The organism is Rothia nasisuis (genome assembly GCF_928381405.1).
In the GTDB taxonomy this organism is placed as follows: Bacteria; Actinomycetota; Actinomycetes; order Actinomycetales; family Micrococcaceae; genus Rothia; species Rothia nasisuis.
In genome coordinates, this window is record NZ_CAKMSB010000012.1 from 1 (window position 1) to 21,310 (window position 21,310).

A 21,310-nucleotide genomic window follows, 5' to 3' on the forward strand; every position below is an offset into this window, starting at 1 on the left:
TGCTGAGGTCTAGGCCTTGTTCTTTGGCTTGGGTGATGAGGTTTTGGGCGAGTTGGTGTTCTGTTGTCATGGTGTTATTTTCTCCTGTTGGGGTTTGGAGGGTTTACACCGTTTTTCTGACAGTCCCCACAGTTCTTCTTGGCCTCGCGCAGAATATTGAGGTGACCTACGTGAAAGAGGTCGAAGGCGCCAGCTGCGTAGCCGATGTTCAAAGTTTCCCCCAGTGTTTTCATAGTTGTGACCCGGAGCGCGGGTTGGTACGAGTATTCTCAGGCTTTAACCCTACGTGAAGGTTACGGGCCAGTTAAGGGGGTGAAAACTAATTTTTTTTCACAACGTAATTTAGCGCACTGGAGGGGCCGCCGGCGGGCACGGCGCCACAAAAAGCTCAATAAGAGTATTTGCACTGGTCAAAAGCAACTTTGAAGAGGATTATGCCCCTGCTTCTTTGGTGGCTTCTTCTGCCGCCACCCAAGAGAGCATGGCGCATTTCACGCGAGCTACAAACTTAGAGACACCGGCAAAAGCAGCTGCATCGCCGAGCTCCTCCTCGTCAGGTTCAATCTGGCCGCGAGAGCGAAGCATCTCACGGAAGGCATCAACGAGCTTCTGAAACTCAGCCGTGGTCATACCAGGTGCCATCTCAGAAAGCACAGATGCCGCTGCCATGGAAATCGAACACCCGTCACCCTCCCACGAGATTGATTCGATGACCGGCTCGTCTGCTCTGAGGGCTACACGCAGGTTAATCTCATCACCGCAGGTGGGGTTGTACTGGTGGTTGGTGGCCGTGCGCTGCCCCCCGGTGGCGTCAAGGAGCCCCTCGCCGGAGCGTTGCTTGGCGTGTTCGAGGATGATTTGCTGGTAGAGCTGTTCAAGACCGCTCATGGGTATTCCTTCTTTCACGTGTTTTTGATTCAATCTCTAGGCACACCGCTCTGACGCGTAGGCGGGTAGTTAGCCAACTCGCATGGGCAAGGGGTTGTGCCAAGCGGAACTGGGATTGTGAAATTGATTATTCTAGTAGCCGAAGTAGGGCCGCACTGCGGCAAGCTCTTCAACGAAGCGTTCAACCTCGTCAGTGGTGTTGTAGATGTAGGCCGAGGCTCGGGTCGATGCCGTCATACCCAGCGCGCGGTGCAGAGGCTGGGCGCAGTGGTGGCCAACGCGTACCGCGATGCCCCGGGTATCGAGGAGCTGGCCGACGTCGTGCGGGTGCACACCGTCAACGTGTACTGAGGTGAGCCCTGCTCGGGGCTGGCCCGCGGCGGGCCCAATCAGGCGGACGCCGGGGATTGAGCTGACGCCCTCGGCCAGTAGCTGCCCGAGTTTGGACTCCCAGGCGTGAACCTGCTCCATACCCAGGTGCTGGAGGTAGCGCACTGCCTCAGCCCAGGCGACAGCCTGGGAGACGCGCTGGGTACCCGCCTCAAATTTGATGGGGGCGGGCATCCATTCGGCTTCGGTCATGGTGACCCTGGTGATCATGGAGCCACCGGTGAGGAAGGGCGGCATGGCCTCTAGCAGCTCGTTGCGGCCGTAGAGGGCGCCGATACCGGTAGGTGCCAGCATCTTGTGGGCCGAGAAAGCGGCGAAGTCTACGCCGAGTTTTTTCATGTCGACTGGCATGTGGGGCACCGACTGGCAGGCATCCAGTACGGTCAGGGCGCCCACCTTATCTGCCAGGGAGACCATGAAGTCTACGTCGGTGATAGACCCGGCAACGTTCGAGACGTGGGTGAAGGCAAGGACGCGGGTGCGGTCTGTGACGATGGACTCGGCTGCTTCGTAGTCGATTAGGCCCTGGTCGGTGACGGGGATATAGCGCAGGGTGGCCCCGGTTCGGGCAGCCAGGAGCTGCCAGGGAATGATGTTGGCGTGGTGCTCCTGCTCGGTGGTGACGATTTCATCACCCTCCCCCAGGGCAAAGCGGGTGGTTGCGCTTCCCCCGATGCCTGCTGAGGCATTGGAGAAGGAGTAGGTCAGCAGGTTAAGAGCCTCAGTGGCGTTGGATGCCCAAACCAGTTCGTTCTCGGCTGCACCGATGAAGGAGGCGACGGTGCGGCGGGCGCCTTCAAAGGCGTCGGTGGCTTCAACAGCGAGTGTGTGTGCCCCACGGTGGACCGCAGAGTTAGCGCCCAGGTAGTAGTCACGCTCAGCGTCCAGCACCTGCAGGGGGTTTTGGCTGGTGGCTCCGGTGTCGAGGTAGGCCAGGGGGTGGCCGTTGACTTCACTACCCAGGATAGGGAAGTCCTTACGGATTTCTGCCACAAGCTCGTTGGTGAGCTCTGCTCCGGCAGGTGTGCGGTAATCGCGGGCCACTGTGTTCACCTTTCCTCAGGGTTCTGCCTCTATAACGGCATACTTTTCTAGCGTATTCCTTGCGAGGCGGAAATGGTAGTTAGGGTGGGCTTTATAGCGGAGAGGTTAGGATGCCGCGTGGTACCGCTGCTGAGTTGCCAGTAAACCGCTCTTCACCAGCATTTCAGCGGCATCTGCCGCGCTAGAAATTAAAAAGGGCAGGTCCTTCTTCTCAGCTGCGCTGAAGGGCTTGAGCACGAAATCTGCGGTCTGCATCTGCCCCGGTGGGCGGCCGATACCGGCGCGCACCCGGTAGTAGTTCTTGGTGCCCAGAGCCTTGGTAATATCTCGCAGGCCATTATGCCCCCCTTCTCCCCCACCAATTTTGAGTTTGATGGAGTCAAAGGGAATATCCAGCTCATCGTGCACCACAATGATTTTTTCGGGGTCAATACCATAGAACTGAGCCAGAGCGGAGACGGGCCCGCCCGATACGTTCATGTAGGTCAGGGGCTTTGCCAGTACCACTTTCGCTCCCCCTACGCCCAGGCGTCCTTCGAGAACCTGGGCACGGGCCTTGCTGTGCTTCTTGAAGTTGCCGCCTACAACGGTTGCCAGTTCATCGAGCACCATCTGCCCGATGTTGTGGCGGGTTGCGGCGTACTCGGGCCCGGGGTTACCCAGACCAACAATCAGCCAAGCGTCAGACATGTTTTCGCCCTTTCTGCGGCGCAAGAATGTGGTGAGCATACAAGAGAGTCTACCGAGAGGGAGGCCCGCACCGTGTACACGATGCGGGCCTCCCTCCATCAGCTAAGTGAGCCGCTAAGGCTTACTTGGCTTCATCAACCTGTGCGTCAGCTTCTGCACCCTCGGGGGCGTTCTCGCCCTCTTCGCCAACCTCAGGGACGTCAAGTTCCTCAGGCTCGGAGATGTTAACAACCAGCAGTTCAGCGTCTGCTACGAGGGTAACGCCGGCGGGCAGTTCTACGTCCGAAGCGTGAACGTGGTCGCCTGCTTCGCGGCCTTCGATGTTAACAACGAGAGCTTCGGGAGCCTTCAGAGCGTCAGCTTCAACGAGCAGAACGGTTTCTTCCTGGTTAGCAACAGAGCCAACGGCGGGCTCACCCTCTACGTGTACGGGGATTTCAATCTCGACACGCTCGCCGCGCTTTACGGTCAGCAGGTCGATGTGCTGCAGTTCAGGGCGGATGGGGTGGCGCTGGATGTCCTTAATCATGGCCAGGTGTGAGTCACCTTCGATATCGAGGTCCAGAATTGCGTTGGGGACGCGGGCGGCCAAGGTGGTTGCGTGGCCGGGCAGTACGACGTGCTTGGGCTCTTCGCCGTGGCCGTAGATGACGGCGGGAATGTCTCCTGCCATGCGGATGCGGCGAGCATAGCCTTTACCGAACTCGGTACGAACAATTGCTGAAATCTTGATGGTCTCTGACATGGTCAGTCACCCTTTCTGGTTAGAAATTATCGATGCGCCAAGAAAAAAGTGAACTGGCGCCAGAAATCGCTTTCTAACCAGCCACCGTCAGTTCCGGACCTACGCTCATGATATGAGGGAACGTATTCCACTGCCTTGGCTATACAGTTGGGCAAAAGCACAACCTAGCCAGTTTATGCCTTCTGGCTGATTGAAATCAAGTGGTCCATCCTGCGAGCCACCGTTTTCGTATAGAGATGCGAGCTCATAAACCGCAGGGCAGCCTCCGACTTCCTCCCTACCTCGTCACGGTTAAGCGCTAAATGGTTAAGTATTTCAACCAGCGCGTCCACGTCTGCCCGAGGTACGGTCCACCCCACTCCTTCTTGGTTCAAGAAGGTTGAGGTTTCGTTCTCAAAGGCCACAACCGGCACTCCCTGCCCCAGGGACTCAAAGTAGGTCATTGACGGGTCCCCCTGAACGTGAGGTAGAACCATGACACTAATATTCTTTTGAACAAAGGGAACCCATTGCGCACGGTATTCCATAAATCCCTTGTAGATGAGGTTAGGTGCCGAGCGCTCAAGAATGTCTGACCTGTCGCTACCGTCACCCATGATATAGAACTTTATGAAGGGGTTAGTTTTATACAGTTTTTGGGAAATGTACGCGAGATACCGTGACCCCTTCATGGGGTCTAGCCGCCCGGAGAACCCGATGTTAAATTCTCGGTCGCTCCCGTACTTGCTGGGATTGGGTTCGGGGAGTGAATCCACCCTATGATCAAAGAAAACAATCGAGCTCTTTGTCAACCGGCGGTAGTGCTGTGCAGCGGGCGAGCCGTTAAACTGTAGCGCTGACGCTCGCCTAAGGAATCTTCGATCCTGATACTCTTTTCTCATTAAAGAAAAATCAATTACTGCTTTTTTCCAGAAGCCCCCAGTCATATGTGCACGGTAAATAGCCCGCCTAATCCCCGGGGTGAATTCAACAAGATAAACCACCCGGTGCGGCAAATCAACCAGAAACCGGGTGCTGTCTTTATAGAGCGCATGAACCGTTGCCCCCGGAGCGATATTCCTGAGATAGGTTGCAGCATCTTCAGTAACGAGGTTAATCGTTGAAGGCTCAAAGGGGTGCAGATGATCAACCGAGCTACCGCCCGCAGGGACGATGCCCTCCAGCGCTACAACCGAAAATGTGATGTGCTGGCTGACGCTCTCTAAATAATCCTTGTAGGCCTTGTAACCCAGGTAGCTGCGCTCCGGCAGATACAAGACCCCTTCTCTACTGGAGATAGAACCGGGGTCAACGATGACTATATGAAAATCAGTTTTACTCATACAATATACTCTCAAAGAGACGGGATACGCCGAGAGCTAACTAGGAGGCTTATTCAAAAGTGCCTTCGCCCCGGCTTCCCAGGCTCGCCCTCGCTACGCCCCTGGGTTCGCCTGATTACTTTTGAATAAGCCTCAAGAAACCTGGCTCCCTTTGCTCACCTACCCCTTTTGAATGACCTCAATGTTCGACCAACGGCCTTTCTTGCCGAGTCAACTTTGCCGTAGATTCTTTCATATCGCCTGATTTTCAGTCTTTGCTCGATGATTTCGCCCCAGAGCACGTCAATGTTTTCCATATAAAGCTCAGGGGAATTCTTTGATATGGCGGTGTTTGTCTCGACCATAGACTCAACACTTGCCGCATACCTGCCGTTGATGCCGCCCTCTGACTGTCTGTACAGAAAACCAGGCTTCTCAACACGCCCAAACTTAAAGTCTTTCGAGGCCATACGAACCCAGAAGTCATGATCTTCGTGACCATTGACGAAGCGCTCATCAAAACCCCCGATAGCGTCAAAGCATGATGCTTTTATCAGCGCAGAGATATAAACGCAGTTCTCGAGCATGATTTTTCGTTTGTCGAAAGGCGGCAGGTTCCATGGGATTTTCTCGCCCCGCATCGTTAACACACTTGCCTGGGAGTAAGAAATATCTAAATCATTTTTTAAAATGTTATCTAGATTATCTGAGATGTAAGACTCGAGCAACAAGTCGTCGTCATCAAGGAAGAGAAGGTAGTCCCCGGTGGCTAGAGTTCTACCGTAGTTTCTTGCCCCGGCGGGGCCACGGTTCTCTATACTGACCACCGAACAGTGATTGCTCTTAAAGCCTTCCAGAGTACTCTGAACCTCTGGGTTGGATGAACCGTCATCAACAATAATAATTTCATGAGGCTTATGGGTCTGGTTCAAGGCTGAACTTACTGCCTCATGTAAATAATCAGTTCTATTGAAAACGCTTATAATAACTGACACTCTGGGGTGAGTCACTAGAGCTCCTTAATCATCAGTTTCTAGTTTTAAGAGGCCTCTACGTATGCCTTGACGAGCTCTCTATGGTCACGGGGCGTGAATCCGGCTTCAATAATTCTAGATAGATCCATCGATGAGTTGGCCGGGCGGGGCGAGAACACCTCTGCCTGGGCGAAGTATTCCGCAGTGGTCACGGGAGTCACCCGGTCAGATGAGTGGCCGGTCGCCTCAAAAACAGCCTTGGCTATGTCTGCCCAGGTCACCACGTCACCGGTATTTGATACGTGGTAGGTGCCGAACTCACAGTTATTCTCAATCAGATGCAGAATCGCCCCCGCCAGGTCTTCAGTGAAGGTGGGGCGCCCGTGCTGGTCAGCTACCACGGTCGGGGCAACACCGCGTTCTGCCAGAGACTTCATAATCTCAATAAAGTTTTTACCGTCGCCCATTACCCAGGAGGTACGCACAATATAGTGGCGGGCAACCGAACGGGCAGCCATCTCACCGGCGGCTTTCGACTGCCCATACACGCCCAGCGGGGCCAACGGAGCATCCACAGAATATTCCTCGCCCAGTGGCAGTGAGCCGTCAAACACGTAGTCGGTAGAGACCTGCACCAGGGGAATACCCGCTTCGTCCGCAATCCGTGCAAGAGCCGCCACACCCGTGGCGTTAGAAGCCCAGGCGTCCGCGCGGCCCTCAGGGGTCTCAGCCTGGTCAACGGCTGTGTAGGCAGCGGCATTGATAATGCCGCGCAGCGAGCGCCAACGGTAAGAGTCAACCCAGGATTCTGGACGAGCCAGATCAAGTTCCTCGCGAGTAGCGGCAAGGTAGGGAGTTCCGGCCGCCGCGAGTTGCTTAACCAGTTCGCGGCCCAGCTGACCGTTGGCACCAACCACCAGAAGCGGGGCAGGTGTGAGCGGCTGCACCTCAGCGAGACGGGGGTGATTCCTGTCTTTCTCAGAGAGCTCCGCCTGTTCAAGAGAAATAGGCCAGTCAATAGCTACGGTCTCGTCGGCCAGGTTAAGGAAGGAGTACTCCCCCTGGGCATCTGCTGACCAGTGATCATTGACCAGGTAGGTGTAAGCGGTGTTATCTTCTAGGGTCTGAAAGGAGTTGCCCACGCCGCGGGGCACATAGACCGCCGTATCTGGCCCAAGTTCAACGGTCACCGTCTTACCAAAAGATTCCCCTTGGCGCAGGTCAACCCAGGCACCAAAAATCCGCCCGGTCGCTACCGACACATATTTATCCCACGGTTCAGCATGGATACCACGGGTGGTGCCAGCAGCAGCATTGAAAGAAATGTTATTCTGTACCGGCCCAAAGTCGGGTAGGCCAGCGGCAACCATCTTCTCGCGCTGCCAGTTTTCTTTGAACCAGCCGCGGTTATCGCCGTGCTGGGGAATATCAATAATGAGCAGACCGGGAATCTCGGTGGTGTGTACTGCCAGTTGCTTGGGCATTACTGGCCAGCCTTAGCGTACTTGGCTTCAACATCAGCCTTAAGGGGCTCCCACCAGGCACGATTCTCGGTATACCAGGTGATGGTGTCAGCCAGGCCAGACTCAAAATTCGTGAACCGGGGCTCCCAGCCCAATTCCTCACGCAGACGGCTACCGTCAATGGCGTAGCGCAAATCGTGGCCGGGGCGGTCAACTACGTGCTCGAAAGCGTCCTCAGGTTGCCCCATCAAGCGCAAAATTGTACGCAAAACGGTGATGTTGTTTTCCTCACCATTAGCCCCAATCAGGTAAGTCTCGCCAATCTTTCCCTTTTCAAGAATGGTGTGCACCGCCGAAGAATGATCAGAAGCATGAATCCAGTCGCGCACGTTCAACCCTTCACCGTAAAGTTTAGGCTTGATACCTGCCAGAATATTGGTGATCTGACGGGGGATGAACTTCTCGATGTGCTGGTAGGGGCCGTAGTTGTTAGAGCAGTTTGAAAGAGTCGCTTCAATACCAAAGGAACGAACCCAGGCGCGCACTAGCAAATCTGAACCGGCCTTAGTAGACGAGTAGGGCGACGAAGGATTATACGGGGTAGTCTCGGTGAACTTAGCGGGATCATCAAGTTCCAAATCGCCAAAGACCTCATCGGTAGAAATGTGGTGATAACGGACCTTGTGCTTACGCACGGCCTCAAGCAGGGTAAAGGTACCAACCAGATTGGTATGGATGAAGGGGCTGGGATCGCTCAAAGAGTTATCGTTATGGGACTCCGCGGCGTAGTGCACAACGGCGTCCGCATCGGCAACCAGGGGGTCCACCACGTCCATCTCAGCAATATCGCCCTTGACCAGCTCAAAGCGGTCAGCAGGCAGGTTAGCGAGTGACATTTCGTTGGCCGCGTAGGTCATCTTATCGAGAACCACCACGGTGTGGTCGGTATTGTCTAAAAGATAGTGAACGAAGTTAGACCCAATAAAGCCGGCACCGCCGGTAACAAGAATTTTTCCCATACCTACAAGAATACGGCGTTCAGCTCCCATTGCGGACCAACTACTGAAGCTTATTCAAAAGTCTCATCATCACGGATCCCCTATAGCTGGCCGCTTTACCGCGATCCCGGGTCGCCTGACCACTTCTGAATAAGCCCTACTACACCAAATTCCCCTGCTATTCATGCCACAATAGAGAGCATGAAGGGAATTCTACTTGCAGGTGGAACGGGCTCACGCCTCCACCCCATTACGCTTGGCATCAGCAAACAGCTCACTCCTGTTTACGACAAACCGATGATCTACTACCCCATCTCAACCCTCATGTTGGCGGGTATTCAAGACATCCTCATTATCACCACCCCCCAGGATCAAGAACAGTTCCAGCGCCTTTTGGGCGATGGCTCCCAGTTCGGCGTTAACTTCACCTACCAGATTCAGCCCTCACCGGACGGGCTGGCACAGGCCTTCATCCTCGGTGAAGAACATATCGGCAACGAGGGTGCCGCGCTGGTTCTTGGGGATAACATCTTCTACGGCCCCGGCCTGGGCACCCAGCTACGCAAGTACACCGAGGTAGACGGCGCAGCCGTCTTCGGCTACCGCGTGGCTGACCCTACAGCCTACGGCGTGGTGGAATTTGACGAGAACTTTAGGGCTATTTCAATTGAAGAAAAGCCCAAAGTTCCCAAGAGCGACTACGCCATTCCCGGCCTGTACTTTTACGACAATAACGTGGTCGACTACGCAAAAGCCATTAAGCCCTCTCCCCGAGGTGAACTGGAAATTACCGACCTCAACCGTGTTTATCTGGAACAGGGAAAACTACAGGTAGAAATTCTTCCCCGCGGCACCGCCTGGCTCGACACCGGAACATTTGATTCGCTGGCTGATGCGACAAACTTTATTCGCACGGTTCAAGCCCGGCAGGGGCTCTCCATCGGTTCGCCTGAAGAAATTGGTTGGCGCATGGGGTGGATTGATGACGCTCGCCTTGAAGAGCTGGCAAAACCCCTCATCAAAAGCGGGTACGGGGCCTATCTCATGGGCCTGTTGCGCTAACAAGAAGGCTTATTTATTAGGTAGGCACCGTTGGGATCACACTCACTGCAACCCCAACGGCACCCAAAAATTACCTCAGGGATAAAGCTCCCCCCAAGGCTAACCAAGCTCACGCAATATTCCCTACAGGTCTGCCGTATACGCTGGTAGAATCTATAAGGCTTTATTTCAATTTCTCCCTCGCATCCACACCTAGGTGACCTATGACCATACTCGACGTTGTGCGCATGTTGCGCGTTAATTTTAAATTTCTTCTAGCGGGACTCATTATTGGTGCCCTGCTAGGTTACGGCTACTCACTGACACAGCCGAAAATCTATGCATCATCTGCGACCGGCTACGTCACTGTAGGTGAAGGCGCTGGAATTGGCGACGTCATCTCAGGCTCCGCCGCCGCAAAAGAGAAAGCAGCAGCCTACCTGGCGTTCGTCAATAGTGGGCCCGTAGCCGATGAGATTATCGCAGCTAACCCCAACCTGAATCTTACTCGTGGTGAGATTCAGGGGAACCTGACCGCAACCGTTGACGAAAATTCAGCGCTGATTCGGGTTTCTGCGCAGGGCTCCACCCCCGAATCCGCCCAGGCACTTGCCAACAGCTCCCTGCAGGCCGTGGCTAAGGTAGCTAACGACCTCGAAGGTACGAGCACTGTTCGCGTGATCCCCCTTGAAGATGCCACGCTCAACAGCGGGCCAATTAGCCCAGACACCCGAAAACTGATGCTGGCAGGTGGCGGCGCTGGCCTGGCGCTCGTCCTTGCGGTGATTCTTCTGCGACGCACCATTGACACCAAGCTGCGCACCCGCGACGATGCCACCAAGGCCACCGAATCCGGCGTGCTCGGCGTGCTCCCGATTTCTGAGGAGCTCACCGAAGAGAATATTCTGCGTGCCCACAGTGACCACGTAGCTCAGGAAGCGATCCGTCAGATGCGCACCAACCTCCGCTTCGTCAATGTGGACAGGCCACCCAAGTCTCTCATCGTCACGTCGGCCGAACCCGGCGAAGGTAAATCCACGGTTTCTACCTCACTGGCCCGTGCCCTAGCTGACGCCGGTCAGCCCGTCATCATCATTGACGCTGATCTGCGCCGACCCACCATTGCTAAGAAGTTCAAAATTGACTCCAAGGTGGGTCTGACCCAGGTTCTTGCTGGCCAGGTAGAGCTAGCTGATGCCGTGCGCCAGTTTGAAGATACCCAGCTTTTCATTCTGCCAGCCGGGCGCATTCCCCCTAACCCCTCAGAGCTTTTGGGCTCAGATAAAATGCGTCAGCTGATTTCTGAACTCTCGGGTGAGTTCACGGTCGTTATCGACGTTCCCCCCGTCCTACCGGTCACCGATGCCGCCCTTCTCTCTAATTCGGTAGACGGTGTGGTCCTGGTGGGCACCGTGGGCAAGACCCGTAAAGAAAACCTTGCAGAAGCAGCTGATAATCTACGGAAGGTCAACGCTACCTTGCTAGGTGTTGTCATCAACAGGGCACCGCGCAAGGGCCTGGGCAACTCCTATTATGGTTTTGGTTATTCTTCTAATACCGCTTACTCCTCCTATTACGGCCAAGATAAAGACGGCCACAAAAAGGACTCCAGAAGAAGGAAGAAGGCGAAGTCGGGTTCCTGACCTAGCCTGGCGGGTTATTCAAAGTCTTTGAGGCTTATTCAAAAGTAATCAGGCGAACCCAGGCTCGCAGCGAAGAGCTGCTGGCTCAGATGGTGTCGGCAGCTTCAGAGCGTGCGAGAAAAGAAAGGCTGACGAGAAATAGGCGAAGCCACTGGGCTCCATCCAGCGCGAGCCTGGGTGGCCGGGGCGAAAGCACTTTTGAATAAACCTCCTCACACGGTTTATGCCAGCTCAGCACTTACGGTGAGCTGGCATAAACTATTTTTAGGGCTATTAACCCAGCTTTTGCGATACCTTGGAGATTTATGACCGATACATCTTCCCCGCTACAGGATGTTCCCCTACCCATACGCATTCAGCTTTCACATGCTTACTTTCAGCACCTGGCCGACAGGCTCAAGGTCGATCTCTTGCATGTGAAGGGGTACGCCTTCGCGGGCGAGGTCTATGGGCCCGGGCGTTCAAGCACAGACGTTGACCTGCTGGTACGCCCCGAGCACCTTAATCGGCTTATTGACGCTGCGGTTCAAGACGGCTGGGAGATTTTGGCTCACTTTGAAACCGGCTCCATTTTCGAGCACGCGATGACGCTCTATCACGGCTCGTGGGGGCTGGTGGATATACACCGCTACTTTCCCGGTATCGGGGATACCCGTGGCTCGGCTTTCGAGACGCTCTGGCAGCAGCGTAGAGCCCGGCTTATAGCCCACTACCCCTGCCAGCTCCCCTCCTTGCTGGATTCAAGGATCATAGTCGTGGTGCACGGTGCCAGGTCAACAGCAGAGCACAACCCAGATATCAGTTTTCTGAAAGAAACCCTCTCCCCCGACGAATGGGCTCAGATGCGTAGCCGCCTGCCCGAGCTCCAGGCACAGCTGGCTTTCGCGGCTGCACTCCATGAACTTGATGCTTTCAAAGATCACCCAGACTATTTGTTCTGGAAGTCTGTGTCAGAGGAGACCCCCGAGCACGTTCGCTGGAGAGCACGACTGGAACATGCCCAGGGGGTGCGGGGCAAGGTGAAGGTGCTGATGAGTATCTTGTTAGTAAACAAAGACCATCTGGCCATGGAGCTGGGGCATGCGCCAAGCCAGAGGGAAATTCGTGAAAAGTTTTTCAGTCGCTTTGTAGCCCTTAAACAGATGGGGAGAAAATAAGTTGTCTTCTCTCTATCAGCGTGCTCCCCACACCGCCTTTGTAGAGGGGGCTGACGGTGACGGCGCAGCTAGCGCTGCCTCATACGTGGCGAACCTGCTGACTTCAGAAATCGCCGTACTCAACGGCCCCAGCACGCTCATCTGGGAAATCCTTGAAACACCCTCTACCTCTGAAGCAATCATCTCTGAAATCACTGAGATGTACGGTGTCCCCAGAGAAACCGTGGCGCCCAGTGTTCTAGGGTTCCTTGATTCTTTAGTGGGCCGGGGGCTCGTCGTGCATCAATGAGAGTAAGTCCTCGTCCTTTTGAATAGCCTTTATACGCTCAAGATGTGCTTTGACCTCGCGGATAAACCGTTCTTCGCTAAACTGCTCAACGTGAGAGCGAATAGCATCACTTGAGAACTGACTCGGGTCAAAATTCTCAACAGCACAACGGATGTCTACCGCGCTGGGGGTCTTGATGAAAGTTCCGGTGACCCCATCAACGATGGTATCGAGAAAGCCACCAGCTTTAAGGGCAATAGTGGGTTTTCCAAAGGCACCGCCCTCAAGCGGAGTAATACCGAAGTCCTCGTGAGATACAGCGATCAAAGCTGTTGCATGGGCGTAGGCATACTGCATCTGTTCGTCTGAAATGTTTGAGGCAAAGGCAACGTTACTGCTTGCCAAAGCCTGTAACTCATCCATCATAGGCCCGGCACCAACAACGAGTAGCTTCTGATTTAAACCGGCGAAAGCCTCAACTGCCTGCTGAACATTTTTATAGGGAAGAAGACGAGAAACAATGATGAAGTAGCCGTCTGCCATAAAATCTTCGAGGCCAGGAATGGGCTCTTGAAGCCCTTCTTCACTGATGGAATAAGGCGGAAAGATAATTTCTGTGCGCTTGCCGTATACATCAAAAATTCGTTGTTGAATGGTTGACGAATTAGCCACATAATGGGGGTGCCGGTTAGCGGCCTGGCGGTCCCACCAGCGTAGGAAAGGGCGCATCATTTTGAAGGTACGCGCTAGACCCTTGTTGATACGGTGGCCTATGTATTGGTCGGTAAGGTAAATCCAGCGGGCCGGTGAATGGCAGTAGATAAAGCTCTGTGCCGGTAAATCGAAGCCATGCGCCCACCCCGTGGTCGATACGAGCGAGCGTTCGGCATCCACCTTTAAACGCCCCGAAAAGTAGGGCAGAAACGGTAGCGCAAGCCTGTGGTCTTTGCGGAAGAGGCGAACCCTGTTCAGCGGAGATGTAATAACCGTGCAGTTTTTAAACTCGGGGTAGGTGTTATCGGGATCATAAAGGGTTGTATAGATTGGTGCTTCTGGAAAGGCCTTGTGAAGAGCGAGCACTACGCGCTCAGCCCCGCCCCGCTGAGTAAGATAATCGTGAGCGATAGCGAGGGGGTAGCGCTCACTCGTCAGCTGATGTTTTTCGGGTCGCATGGTGCGGCGGCTCTTTCGGTTAAAAGTTTCTCTGTGCGCGGTGAGGGTATGTGATACCTGCGTAACTGGCAGATTCCACGATGAGAGAGATAAGTTTTTCTGCAATTGGACGGGGGAGTTGGTCAGCCAGAGCATCAACAACATTACCCAGATATTTTACGCTACTTTCCGTGGAAACTATGGCTAGGGTTCTCAGTGCCAGCCCCCACAGCCCGGTAGGGCGAGCCTGCGGCAGGGAGCTAAGCCCGTGCTTATCAGTGAAGATAGTACGGGCGGCACCGGAGTAGAGGGCGCGCCTGGCGCGAGTGGCTGTTGTTGTCGCTGCAAGGTAGTGGGGGGTCGCCAGCTCTGGATCGATCACGATGGTGCCGCCAGCCCGGTCAATCCTGTACCCCATATCTACGTCCTCCCAGCCGTAGAGGCGGTAGCGGTCGTCATAGCCACCGAGCTTCTCGAAGAGCTGGCGAGACATGGAGACATTGCCCGCCCAGTACTTCCACCGCTGATCTGGTGATGCCGTGTGGGCTTCTTGGCGGAATTTTTCGTCACGGTAACGCCCGTAAGCCCGGGCGTAGGGGGTGTCTGGAAGGATGTTTTTGTAGATACCGATAACGCCTGTTTCTCTTCCCGGAGTGTGGTGGGTGAGGTGTTGGGCCACGTACTGGTTGGCTGGTTGTAGGTCGTCATCGCAGCGGATGAGGACGCTCGCGTCGGCGGCTCGGTGCCCCGCGTTGAGGGCAGCTACTCGCCCCTGGTTGTGTTCGAAAACAATCATGGAGAGGTTGAGGGTGCCTCGATCGATGTATTCTTGCACAACAGCGGTTGAACCGTCGATGTCTCCATCGATAACCACGATGACCTGAAAGTCCTTCTCAGTCTGCTTCTCCAGGGCTTCAAGGGGGTAATGAAGTTTGGACGCCCCGCCACGGGTGGGGATGATAACAGCGGCTTTATAGGTGCTCACGGCTTAGCTTTCTAGTTTTTGGAGTGTACGGCGAACTCGTTCTTGCCCGGCCTGGGGCGAGTAGGCCTCGTGCCATCGCCAATAGTTCTCTGTGAGTTGGTCCCAGACGGCCTGAGGCTCTGAGCGCAGGAGCTGGGTCAGCTTTTCAATACTGGAGGCGAGCTCGTCCACGCTACCTTGCCTAAAGACCCAGGCGTAGTTTTCCCCTACCACCTCGGGGAGTGCACCGGCATCAGATACGATGAGTGGTTGCCGCGCGCTCATAGCCTCGGTGGCTACCAGCCCAAAAGACTCCTCCACCTCTGAAGGAACCACGAGTATGTCGCTGGTGGCAAAGAGTTGTTCAGGGGTAACCCAGCCCAGCATTTCAACGTCTTCGCCGAGTTCTGTGAAGGCCTGCTGCATGCGTTCCTGATCGCTACCGTCAATAAATTTTGCTGTGCCCGCAACAACGAGCCTGTACCGAAGGTGGGTGCTCTGCCGGTTAAGTTGCGCTATAGCATGGGCAAGGGTGTGGGTCCCTTTCAGGGGTGAGGGGCGGCCCAGAAAGCCGATTCGCACGGGTGTTTGCACGGAGGGCTGTGACAGGGGCTGCTCCGTCTCTCTGACCCAGTTTTCAAAGACATGGGTGCCCGGGAGCCTCCCCGCAACAAAGTGGCTAGGCACCAGCACCCGGCGGGCGCCCCGTCGAGCCAGCCTATAGGCATGGCGCTGTGAGCCCTGCGGTAGCTGATGCAGGTGGACTATACGGTTTTTATAACCAGCTGTGGCAAGAGCGGGCACGAGGCCGTTGCACCACAGCAGCCCATCTCTATTCTGTGCATACCAGGCCCTTAACTGCACCATGTAGGCTTTACGGTTGACCGCGGGGAGCGAGACGGTTGAGAAACCTTCGTCTCGGGCAGCCTCAATCAGCTCATCGGGCTGTGCTGGGCCTAGGATGGTCACGCTGTGGCCGAGCGCTCGTAGGGCACGAGCGATGTTGAGGAGCATGACCTCTCCCCCACCAATTTCTCCGTTATTTGCAGCTATAAAAATATTCACAAGGGCCTACTCCCCGGTTAAAATCTGATGAGGGGGCATTGTGTTTTTACCAGCATAGATAAGTGAGCCGTACAGATTACCTAGACTTGCCACAAGAACCGAAAGATCTTTTCGGTTTATGGTTCTCTCTCTAGCGAAAAAACGGATTATACGCACCAAGATAGAGAATACATTTTTGAGGCAGAACAAAGGCCTGTAGCTATTGTTATCATATTGGGGGTAGCGCCGAGCCATGAGCACCCTCCCCACACCGAGCATGAATTTCTTCTTCACCGATGCAGAGTTACTACTCACCGTGAAATAAACTTCAGCCTTGGGTTCATAATCTATAGAAAAACCAGATTCTTGAACACGCCATGAAAAGTCGACGTCATCAAATCCGTATCTAGGCAACCCCTCATCGAAACCACCCGATGAAAAAAAGGCATGGCTAGTAATAGCAAAGTTACAGCCAGACACATGGGGAAGGTACTTAGTTGCCACAAGACCTTGACCAATTCCGATATCAAGCCGGTTCCCTTGCCCATCCACCGGGTGAACACGGCCTCCCATGAGGGCATCACGCCCCTTCAGCGAATCGGCGATAGCTTGAACCCATCGCTCATGTACCCTATCATCTGCATCACAGAATGCAAAAATATCCGCGCGTGCCGCGCGAGCCCCTTTATTACGAGCATAAGGCAATCCCGGGGTTTCAGAAGCATCAATTATTCGGGTTATTAAAGCTAACTTATGTGATTGCTTGAGATACCGACGAATAACTTCTTGCGTTCCGTCGGTAGACCCATTATCGACGATAATAATCTCGAAGGGGGCATCAGCAACTTGACGTTCTAAGGCCGCAAGCTGGTTTTCAATAACCTCTACCCCGTTACGCACACACAGGATCACCGACACATCCACAGGAGCGCTCATCGGTATCTCCTTTCATCAATCATAGAGTCATAACCATACATATTGATATGTTTGTTCACTCCCAAATCAACAATCCAGGCCCGAATCACAAAGCCCATGCATATAGCCCACGGCAGGGTGTAAAAAACCTCCCCCAAGCGCAGTGCACAGACCATGAGGGCAATACCTATACCCTGACCAATAATCTGGTACGAAGACCAAGCCTTATTTTTAGTCAGGGGCCGCACAGCTACAAACAGTGTTATTCCCACCACCGCAACCGTCCATATCCACCCACCCTCGACGAAGGCCGACCAGTAAGAATTATGGAAGAACCAGGTGCGCTCGCGTGCTACATCGTAAACATAGGCCTCACCAAGCCCCCGCCCAAAGAACCCGGTGGCCTGTACCTTAGCCCAGGCCATAGCGTCAATCTGTGAACGTAGCTCATCGGTACCCGTGCGATCACCAAAGACCTCAGCCTGGGAGTAGTCTTCTGTGACGAGGTTCAGCAGCAGCCAGAACACCCACAAGAGGGCAATTTTTGCCAGGGGAACAAGGCGAGGAGCCAGCAGAATCCAGAGGCAGGCAAAGGCCAGGGCCGCAAGTGAGGTTCGTGACCCGGTCGTCCAAAGTAAACCGCACGAGACGATAAAGACCGTTACCTGCTGCCACCGGTGAGTGAACACGGTCATCACGAGCAGAGCGAAAAGGGCATGAACCAGACCAGCAAAGTTCTTATCACCTAGATAGCCCGTTAGATACTGGCCGTAAGTCGCTGGTGCTATACCCGCGAAGAAAAGGCCGGCATTAACTAGCAGTGCCGTCGAATAGCCCAGAATAGCGGACCGCAGGTGAATTCGCCCCACAGCGATAACGTATATCAGCAAGGTCATCGCTATCAGGCGTATCCAGCGGCGGCTCCACTCAGAGGCATAGACACTCGGGTCAGCAAAAACAGAGACCACACCCACGTAGGCAAGCGCCAAGAATAAAACAGTGAAGACTTGTGACCAGACACCCAGGGAAAAAACGGTTTTTTTGCCCAGTGCGTAGCCCACAATCACGAACACCATGAGCTGGTTGAAGGGGAGCCCGATCCCGGGCACCGTTTCACCGTAAATTAGTGCTGCAAACAGCAGGAACTCGGGGACGCGAATCTGTGAGGCCTGAACTTTAGCTCGGTCCCCCGCCTCACGGGCAAGCTCCCCGACGGTTCGTTGCCCGATGGTCAGTTTTCCCTGTTCAGAGACGCCAATCACTGACATGTCAGCTCACCTTCCCATACAAATTCACTAGTTGTTGCCCCATCTGTTGCTTGCTGGGCCAGTCAAAGGCTATGGGAGTAAGCCTCTGTTGCGCGATGATTGCCTCAGCGATCACCCTCACTGCAACCTCACGGTTGAGCTGCCTGAGAGACGGCACCAGCTCCGCCCCCGCAAGAATTTCAGGGTTTCCTCCCACGGCGGTAGCCACCACGGCCAGGCCGGCGGCTTTGGCATCAAGCAGGGTGTAAGAGCAGTTCTCCCACACCGACAACTGCACCAGAACGTCCGCGCGCCCCATGGCCTGAACGGGGTCAACAAAGCCGGGGAAGGTCACAGCCGGCTCGAGATTCAGCCTGCGCACCTGAGCCTCAAGCTCGCCCATCAGCTCCCCCGCACCCGCAATTTCAAGGGTGGCTCCCGGGACCCGCTCGCGAACACGCGCGAAGGCGCCCACCAGCACGTCAAGACTCTTCTCGGGTGCCAGGCGGGAGAGAGAAAGAACACGGAGGGCTCCCGGCTCAGCCGGAACACGGGCAGCCTCAACAGCTGCGGCAGTGGCAGATGCGTCAAGGCCGTTATACACAAGGTGAACCCGGCGGGCACCCCACTTACGTTTCATCTGGTCAGCGGTTGATTGTGAGACGGCTATAACACCGTCTGTACCCCAGAGCCTCACTCGGTGCACTGTCTCCATGAGCCTTGAACGCCAGGGGGCGCCGTGGTACACGGCGTCGTCCCCTGAGATGCCGTGCTCACTGGTAAAGAGCTTCGGTACATAGGTGGCAGGTCGGAGTAGCCTGCCTGCCTTGCGCAGATTCACCGCCACAGCACCCACCACATCAGCGTAAGCCAGGTGGGTGTGCACGATAGCCGGGCGCAACTCATCGATTACCTTGTTGAGGGTGCGCAAGGACGCCACGAACCCGGCCCCGGTGCCAAAGTCGGCTTCGCGTACCTCGGCACCCAGCTCCCTCAGACGGGAGGCAAGAGCTCCTGCCGGGCAGAGCACCACCAGCTGATAGCCGGGTAGCCCGGCCTCAGCAAGGTCGCTGATATGCCGGGCTACACCACCAAATTCAGGCACCGGTACACAGTGGAGGGCAACCGGCTGACCGGGGTTTACAGCCACTTTTCGAGCCGATCAAGAGCGGTGAAGAAGCCTTCGCCGTTATTGACGTGGCCCTGCCAGATTTCGGGGATGAAGGATGAGCCCGGGGTCAGCTCACGCAGCTGCCTGCCCAGGGCCGCCCAGTCGACGTCGCCTTCACCGATCTGCACGCCTTCACCGTCCACGCCGGTACCGTCTACCAGGTGCAGGTGGATGGAGCGGGGGGCCAGCAGTTCAACCGCCTCTGAGAGCGGAATCTTGAGGAAGTTGGCCGCCAGCACGGTGTGAGAGATATCTAGACAAAGGGCGGTGTTATAGGTATCCGAAAAATCAGCGGTGTCCCTGGGGTCAAGGAAGAGGTTGTGGTACTGCTGACCGCCCATAAGCCAGGGATAGGGCGGCAGGGTCTGGGCAGCCAGACGCACACCGGAAGTGTCAAGTTTGGCTAGGGCCTCGCCGATGCGCTCATACTTGTCAGCGCGGGCAGGAGGTGCGATGTGGCCGTCCTTGGTGAAACCGCCCATGGTCACGACCATGACCGGGTCGTCGTCCACGGTGAAGTAGCGGGTCAGATCGCGGGTGATGTCAATAGTGCGCTGGACTTCTGCGATAGAGCGTTCCCAGGTTTCCTGGTCGCGGGAGGCCAGGTCAACCAGAAAATCACCGGCGAAAAGGTCGGGCAGATGGGTGGTGAAGGACATCTCGAGCTTACGGTCAAAGACCTCGTCAATGTTGACTTCAAGATCCTTATAGGAGAAGTGGAACTCCAGAAAATCAGGCTTAGCGTCCTCAATGAGGGGCCTGTAGTCGTGGTAGCGCACGGGCAGGCCCCAGGGCCGGTCGAATTTAAAGTCGCGGCGGGTGACCAGGTCGTCCTTGAGGTCACCTTCGAAGAAGAAGGTGCCCGCTTCGACCGTGCGGGCCATGGTGCGGCCCAGAAGCTGGGGCAGGTAGTTGGGCTGCAGACCGCGGCCGGGTGATTTGACTTCGACGTCCGCCTCGGTGACGACCTCCCCCTTGGCTATGGTGCGGGTGGCAACCAGTGACTTGGCCAGGTTGACGCGGTTCATAAGCTCACCGGTTGAAACCTCTCGGGCGGCTGCCGTACCAATGGACTCCTCCACCTCGCGAATCTGCTGAACCATAGCCTTAAACTCGTCGGGCAGCAAGGAGACGGTGTGGTCGTTACCCTCCAGGGTCTTATCGACAGTGAAGTGCTTCTCAATAATCTTAGCGCCGCGGGCAACCGCTGCAAGCGGCACGTGGTAGCCGCGCTCGTGGCCCGAGTAGCCCACCAGGCACTGGCCAATCTCAGCCAGGCGGTCCATGTAGGCCAGGTTGACGTCCTTGAAAGGCGCAGGGTAGGTGGACTGGCACTGGAGCAGGGCGTAGGAGGCGCCCAGGGAGCGCAACAGGTTGACGGATTCGCGAATCTCTTCTTCGCGGCTCATGCCGGTGGAGACCAGCATAGGCAGGCCGCGAGAGGCCATATCGCGCAAGAGTTCGTGGTTGGTCAGGTCGGCTGAGGCCACCTTGAGGCCCTGAATACCGTAGTCCACCAGGGCCTGAACCGAGGGGCCGTCCCAGGGGGTGCACATGATGTCCATATCGTGCTGTTTGACGTGGTCAAAGACCTCGTACATCTGGTCAACGGTGAAAGAGAAACGAGACAGCAAGTCAAGGGTGTACTGCACACCTAGATCTTCGCCGGCTGACTTTGAGCCCTTCTGGCGGTAGAGGGCGTCCATGTCGCGCAGCTGGAACTTGACGGCGTCCGCCCCAGTGTCGACGGCCAGGTCGACCAGGCGCTTAGCAAGGTCAACGTCGCCCTGATGGTTGTTGCCAATCTCAGCGATGATGAATGCCGGTGAGTCCTCAGTGATTTCAGTGCGGCCGATACGCAGCACGTTCTGCTCGTCCATGGCGATGGCAACCAGGTGGCCGCGCTCGTCGATGAGGGGCAGGTGGCTGACTCCCTGAGCGAATTCCCCCTGCAAGTCTGCGGGTTCAGCCCCAAAAGGAGCGGTCTTCACCCCCAGATTGGCGACATCAAGCGCGCTGGTCTCAAGCGAAGCGGTGGGGTTAGCGATGAGCCAGCGGCGGAAGTCGCCGTCTGAGAGGGAGCCCTTGAGCACGCCAGACTCGTTGACTAGGAAGATAATGCGCTGACCGTTAGCAGAGATTTTCTGCAGGGCGGTCAAAACCGGGTCTTCAGAGAAAACAATATAGGGGGTGATATTGCGTTCGATAATCATGG

The 21,310-nt window shown here is 55.6% G+C and carries 19 protein-coding genes and 1 pseudogene; 4 read left to right on the plus strand and 16 right to left on the minus strand.

The annotated features are described in order from the left end of the window. Positions 1–128: 128 nt before the first annotated feature. The 9 genes and pseudogenes from L6966_RS09610 to rfbB all read right to left on the minus strand — a co-directional run. A pseudogene (locus tag L6966_RS09610) lies at positions 129–233 on the minus strand (adenylyltransferase/cytidyltransferase family protein); the annotation flags it as partial. 199 nt (positions 234–432) lie between these two features. Beyond that, a complete protein-coding gene (gene sufU, locus L6966_RS09615) occupies positions 433–888 on the minus strand; it encodes a Fe-S cluster assembly sulfur transfer protein SufU (protein ID WP_083093355.1) in 456 nt (151 codons plus the stop codon). Positions 889–1,020: 132 nt separating this feature from the next. Next, positions 1,021–2,322: a SufS family cysteine desulfurase gene (locus L6966_RS09620; protein ID WP_237233276.1), complete on the minus strand. Its 1,302-nt coding sequence runs from the start codon at positions 2,320–2,322 to the stop codon at positions 1,021–1,023. Positions 2,323–2,427: 105 nt separating this feature from the next. Next, the gene (pth, locus tag L6966_RS09625) at positions 2,428–3,012 is read right to left on the minus strand and encodes an aminoacyl-tRNA hydrolase (RefSeq protein WP_083093351.1); all 585 of its coding nucleotides are present in this window, start codon (positions 3,010–3,012) and stop codon (positions 2,428–2,430) included. Positions 3,013–3,133: 121 nt separating this feature from the next. Continuing rightward, positions 3,134–3,757, minus strand: a complete 624-nt coding sequence (locus L6966_RS09630) for a 50S ribosomal protein L25/general stress protein Ctc (RefSeq protein WP_237224134.1) — start codon at positions 3,755–3,757, stop codon at positions 3,134–3,136. A 173-nt stretch (positions 3,758–3,930) separates the two neighbouring features. Next, complete coding sequence (locus tag L6966_RS09635) at positions 3,931–5,079, minus strand: glycosyltransferase (RefSeq protein ID WP_237224133.1); 1,149 nt, start codon at positions 5,077–5,079, stop codon at positions 3,931–3,933. Positions 5,080–5,234: 155 nt separating this feature from the next. Then, positions 5,235–6,068, minus strand: a complete 834-nt coding sequence (locus L6966_RS09640) for a glycosyltransferase family 2 protein (RefSeq protein ID WP_237224132.1) — start codon at positions 6,066–6,068, stop codon at positions 5,235–5,237. 29 nt (positions 6,069–6,097) lie between these two features. Continuing rightward, the gene (gene rfbD / locus L6966_RS09645; RefSeq protein WP_237233277.1) at positions 6,098–7,516 is read right to left on the minus strand and encodes a dTDP-4-dehydrorhamnose reductase; all 1,419 of its coding nucleotides are present in this window, start codon (positions 7,514–7,516) and stop codon (positions 6,098–6,100) included. After that, positions 7,516–8,514, minus strand: coding sequence for a dTDP-glucose 4,6-dehydratase (gene rfbB, locus L6966_RS09650; protein ID WP_083093619.1), 999 nt, complete (start codon positions 8,512–8,514; stop codon positions 7,516–7,518). Before rfbB ends, rfbD begins: the two co-directional genes overlap by 1 nt. Positions 8,515–8,694: 180 nt before the next feature. Between rfbB and rfbA the strand changes: the two genes are divergently transcribed. From rfbA to L6966_RS09670, 4 genes are all read left to right on the plus strand, one after another. Next, positions 8,695–9,555 (plus strand): glucose-1-phosphate thymidylyltransferase RfbA, encoded by an 861-nt coding sequence (gene rfbA / locus L6966_RS09655; protein WP_083093340.1) that lies wholly within the window; start codon positions 8,695–8,697, stop codon positions 9,553–9,555. Positions 9,556–9,758: 203 nt separating this feature from the next. Then, entirely contained in the window at positions 9,759–11,177 is a 1,419-nt protein-coding gene (locus L6966_RS09660; RefSeq protein WP_083093338.1) for a tyrosine-protein kinase domain-containing protein, read from the plus strand. A gap of 305 nt (positions 11,178–11,482) precedes the next feature. Continuing rightward, positions 11,483–12,334 (plus strand): nucleotidyltransferase family protein, encoded by an 852-nt coding sequence (locus tag L6966_RS09665; RefSeq protein ID WP_237233278.1) that lies wholly within the window; start codon positions 11,483–11,485, stop codon positions 12,332–12,334. Position 12,335: 1 nt separating this feature from the next. Further along, entirely contained in the window at positions 12,336–12,623 is a 288-nt protein-coding gene (locus L6966_RS09670) for a PqqD family protein (protein WP_237224129.1), read from the plus strand. Here L6966_RS09670 and L6966_RS09675 read toward each other — a convergent pair. From L6966_RS09675 to L6966_RS09705, 7 genes are read right to left on the minus strand one after another with little or no spacing between them, the layout of a single operon-like run. Continuing rightward, on the minus strand, positions 12,591–13,775 hold the full coding sequence (locus L6966_RS09675; RefSeq protein ID WP_237233279.1) for a glycosyltransferase: 1,185 nt from the start codon (positions 13,773–13,775) through the stop codon (positions 12,591–12,593). The two genes, L6966_RS09670 and L6966_RS09675, sit on opposite strands and share 33 nt — an antisense overlap. A gap of 19 nt (positions 13,776–13,794) precedes the next feature. Continuing rightward, positions 13,795–14,739 (minus strand): glycosyltransferase family 2 protein, encoded by a 945-nt coding sequence (locus tag L6966_RS09680; RefSeq protein ID WP_237233280.1) that lies wholly within the window; start codon positions 14,737–14,739, stop codon positions 13,795–13,797. 3 nt (positions 14,740–14,742) lie between these two features. Continuing rightward, positions 14,743–15,783 carry a glycosyltransferase family 4 protein gene (locus L6966_RS09685; protein ID WP_237233281.1) on the minus strand — a complete coding sequence of 347 codons (1,041 nt, stop codon included), beginning with the start codon at positions 15,781–15,783 and terminating at the stop codon, positions 14,743–14,745. 6 nt (positions 15,784–15,789) lie between these two features. Beyond that, the gene (locus tag L6966_RS09690) at positions 15,790–16,698 is read right to left on the minus strand and encodes a glycosyltransferase family 2 protein (protein WP_237233282.1); all 909 of its coding nucleotides are present in this window, start codon (positions 16,696–16,698) and stop codon (positions 15,790–15,792) included. After that, the gene (locus L6966_RS09695) at positions 16,695–17,945 is read right to left on the minus strand and encodes a hypothetical protein (protein WP_083093326.1); all 1,251 of its coding nucleotides are present in this window, start codon (positions 17,943–17,945) and stop codon (positions 16,695–16,697) included. Before L6966_RS09695 ends, L6966_RS09690 begins: the two co-directional genes overlap by 4 nt. Position 17,946: 1 nt before the next feature. Continuing rightward, entirely contained in the window at positions 17,947–19,074 is a 1,128-nt protein-coding gene (locus L6966_RS09700; RefSeq protein WP_237224124.1) for a glycosyltransferase, read from the minus strand. Further along, positions 19,065–21,308: an N-acetylneuraminate synthase family protein gene (locus tag L6966_RS09705; RefSeq protein WP_237233283.1), complete on the minus strand. Its 2,244-nt coding sequence runs from the start codon at positions 21,306–21,308 to the stop codon at positions 19,065–19,067. The genes L6966_RS09700 and L6966_RS09705 overlap by 10 nt, the downstream gene beginning before the upstream one ends. Positions 21,309–21,310 lie beyond the last annotated feature (2 nt).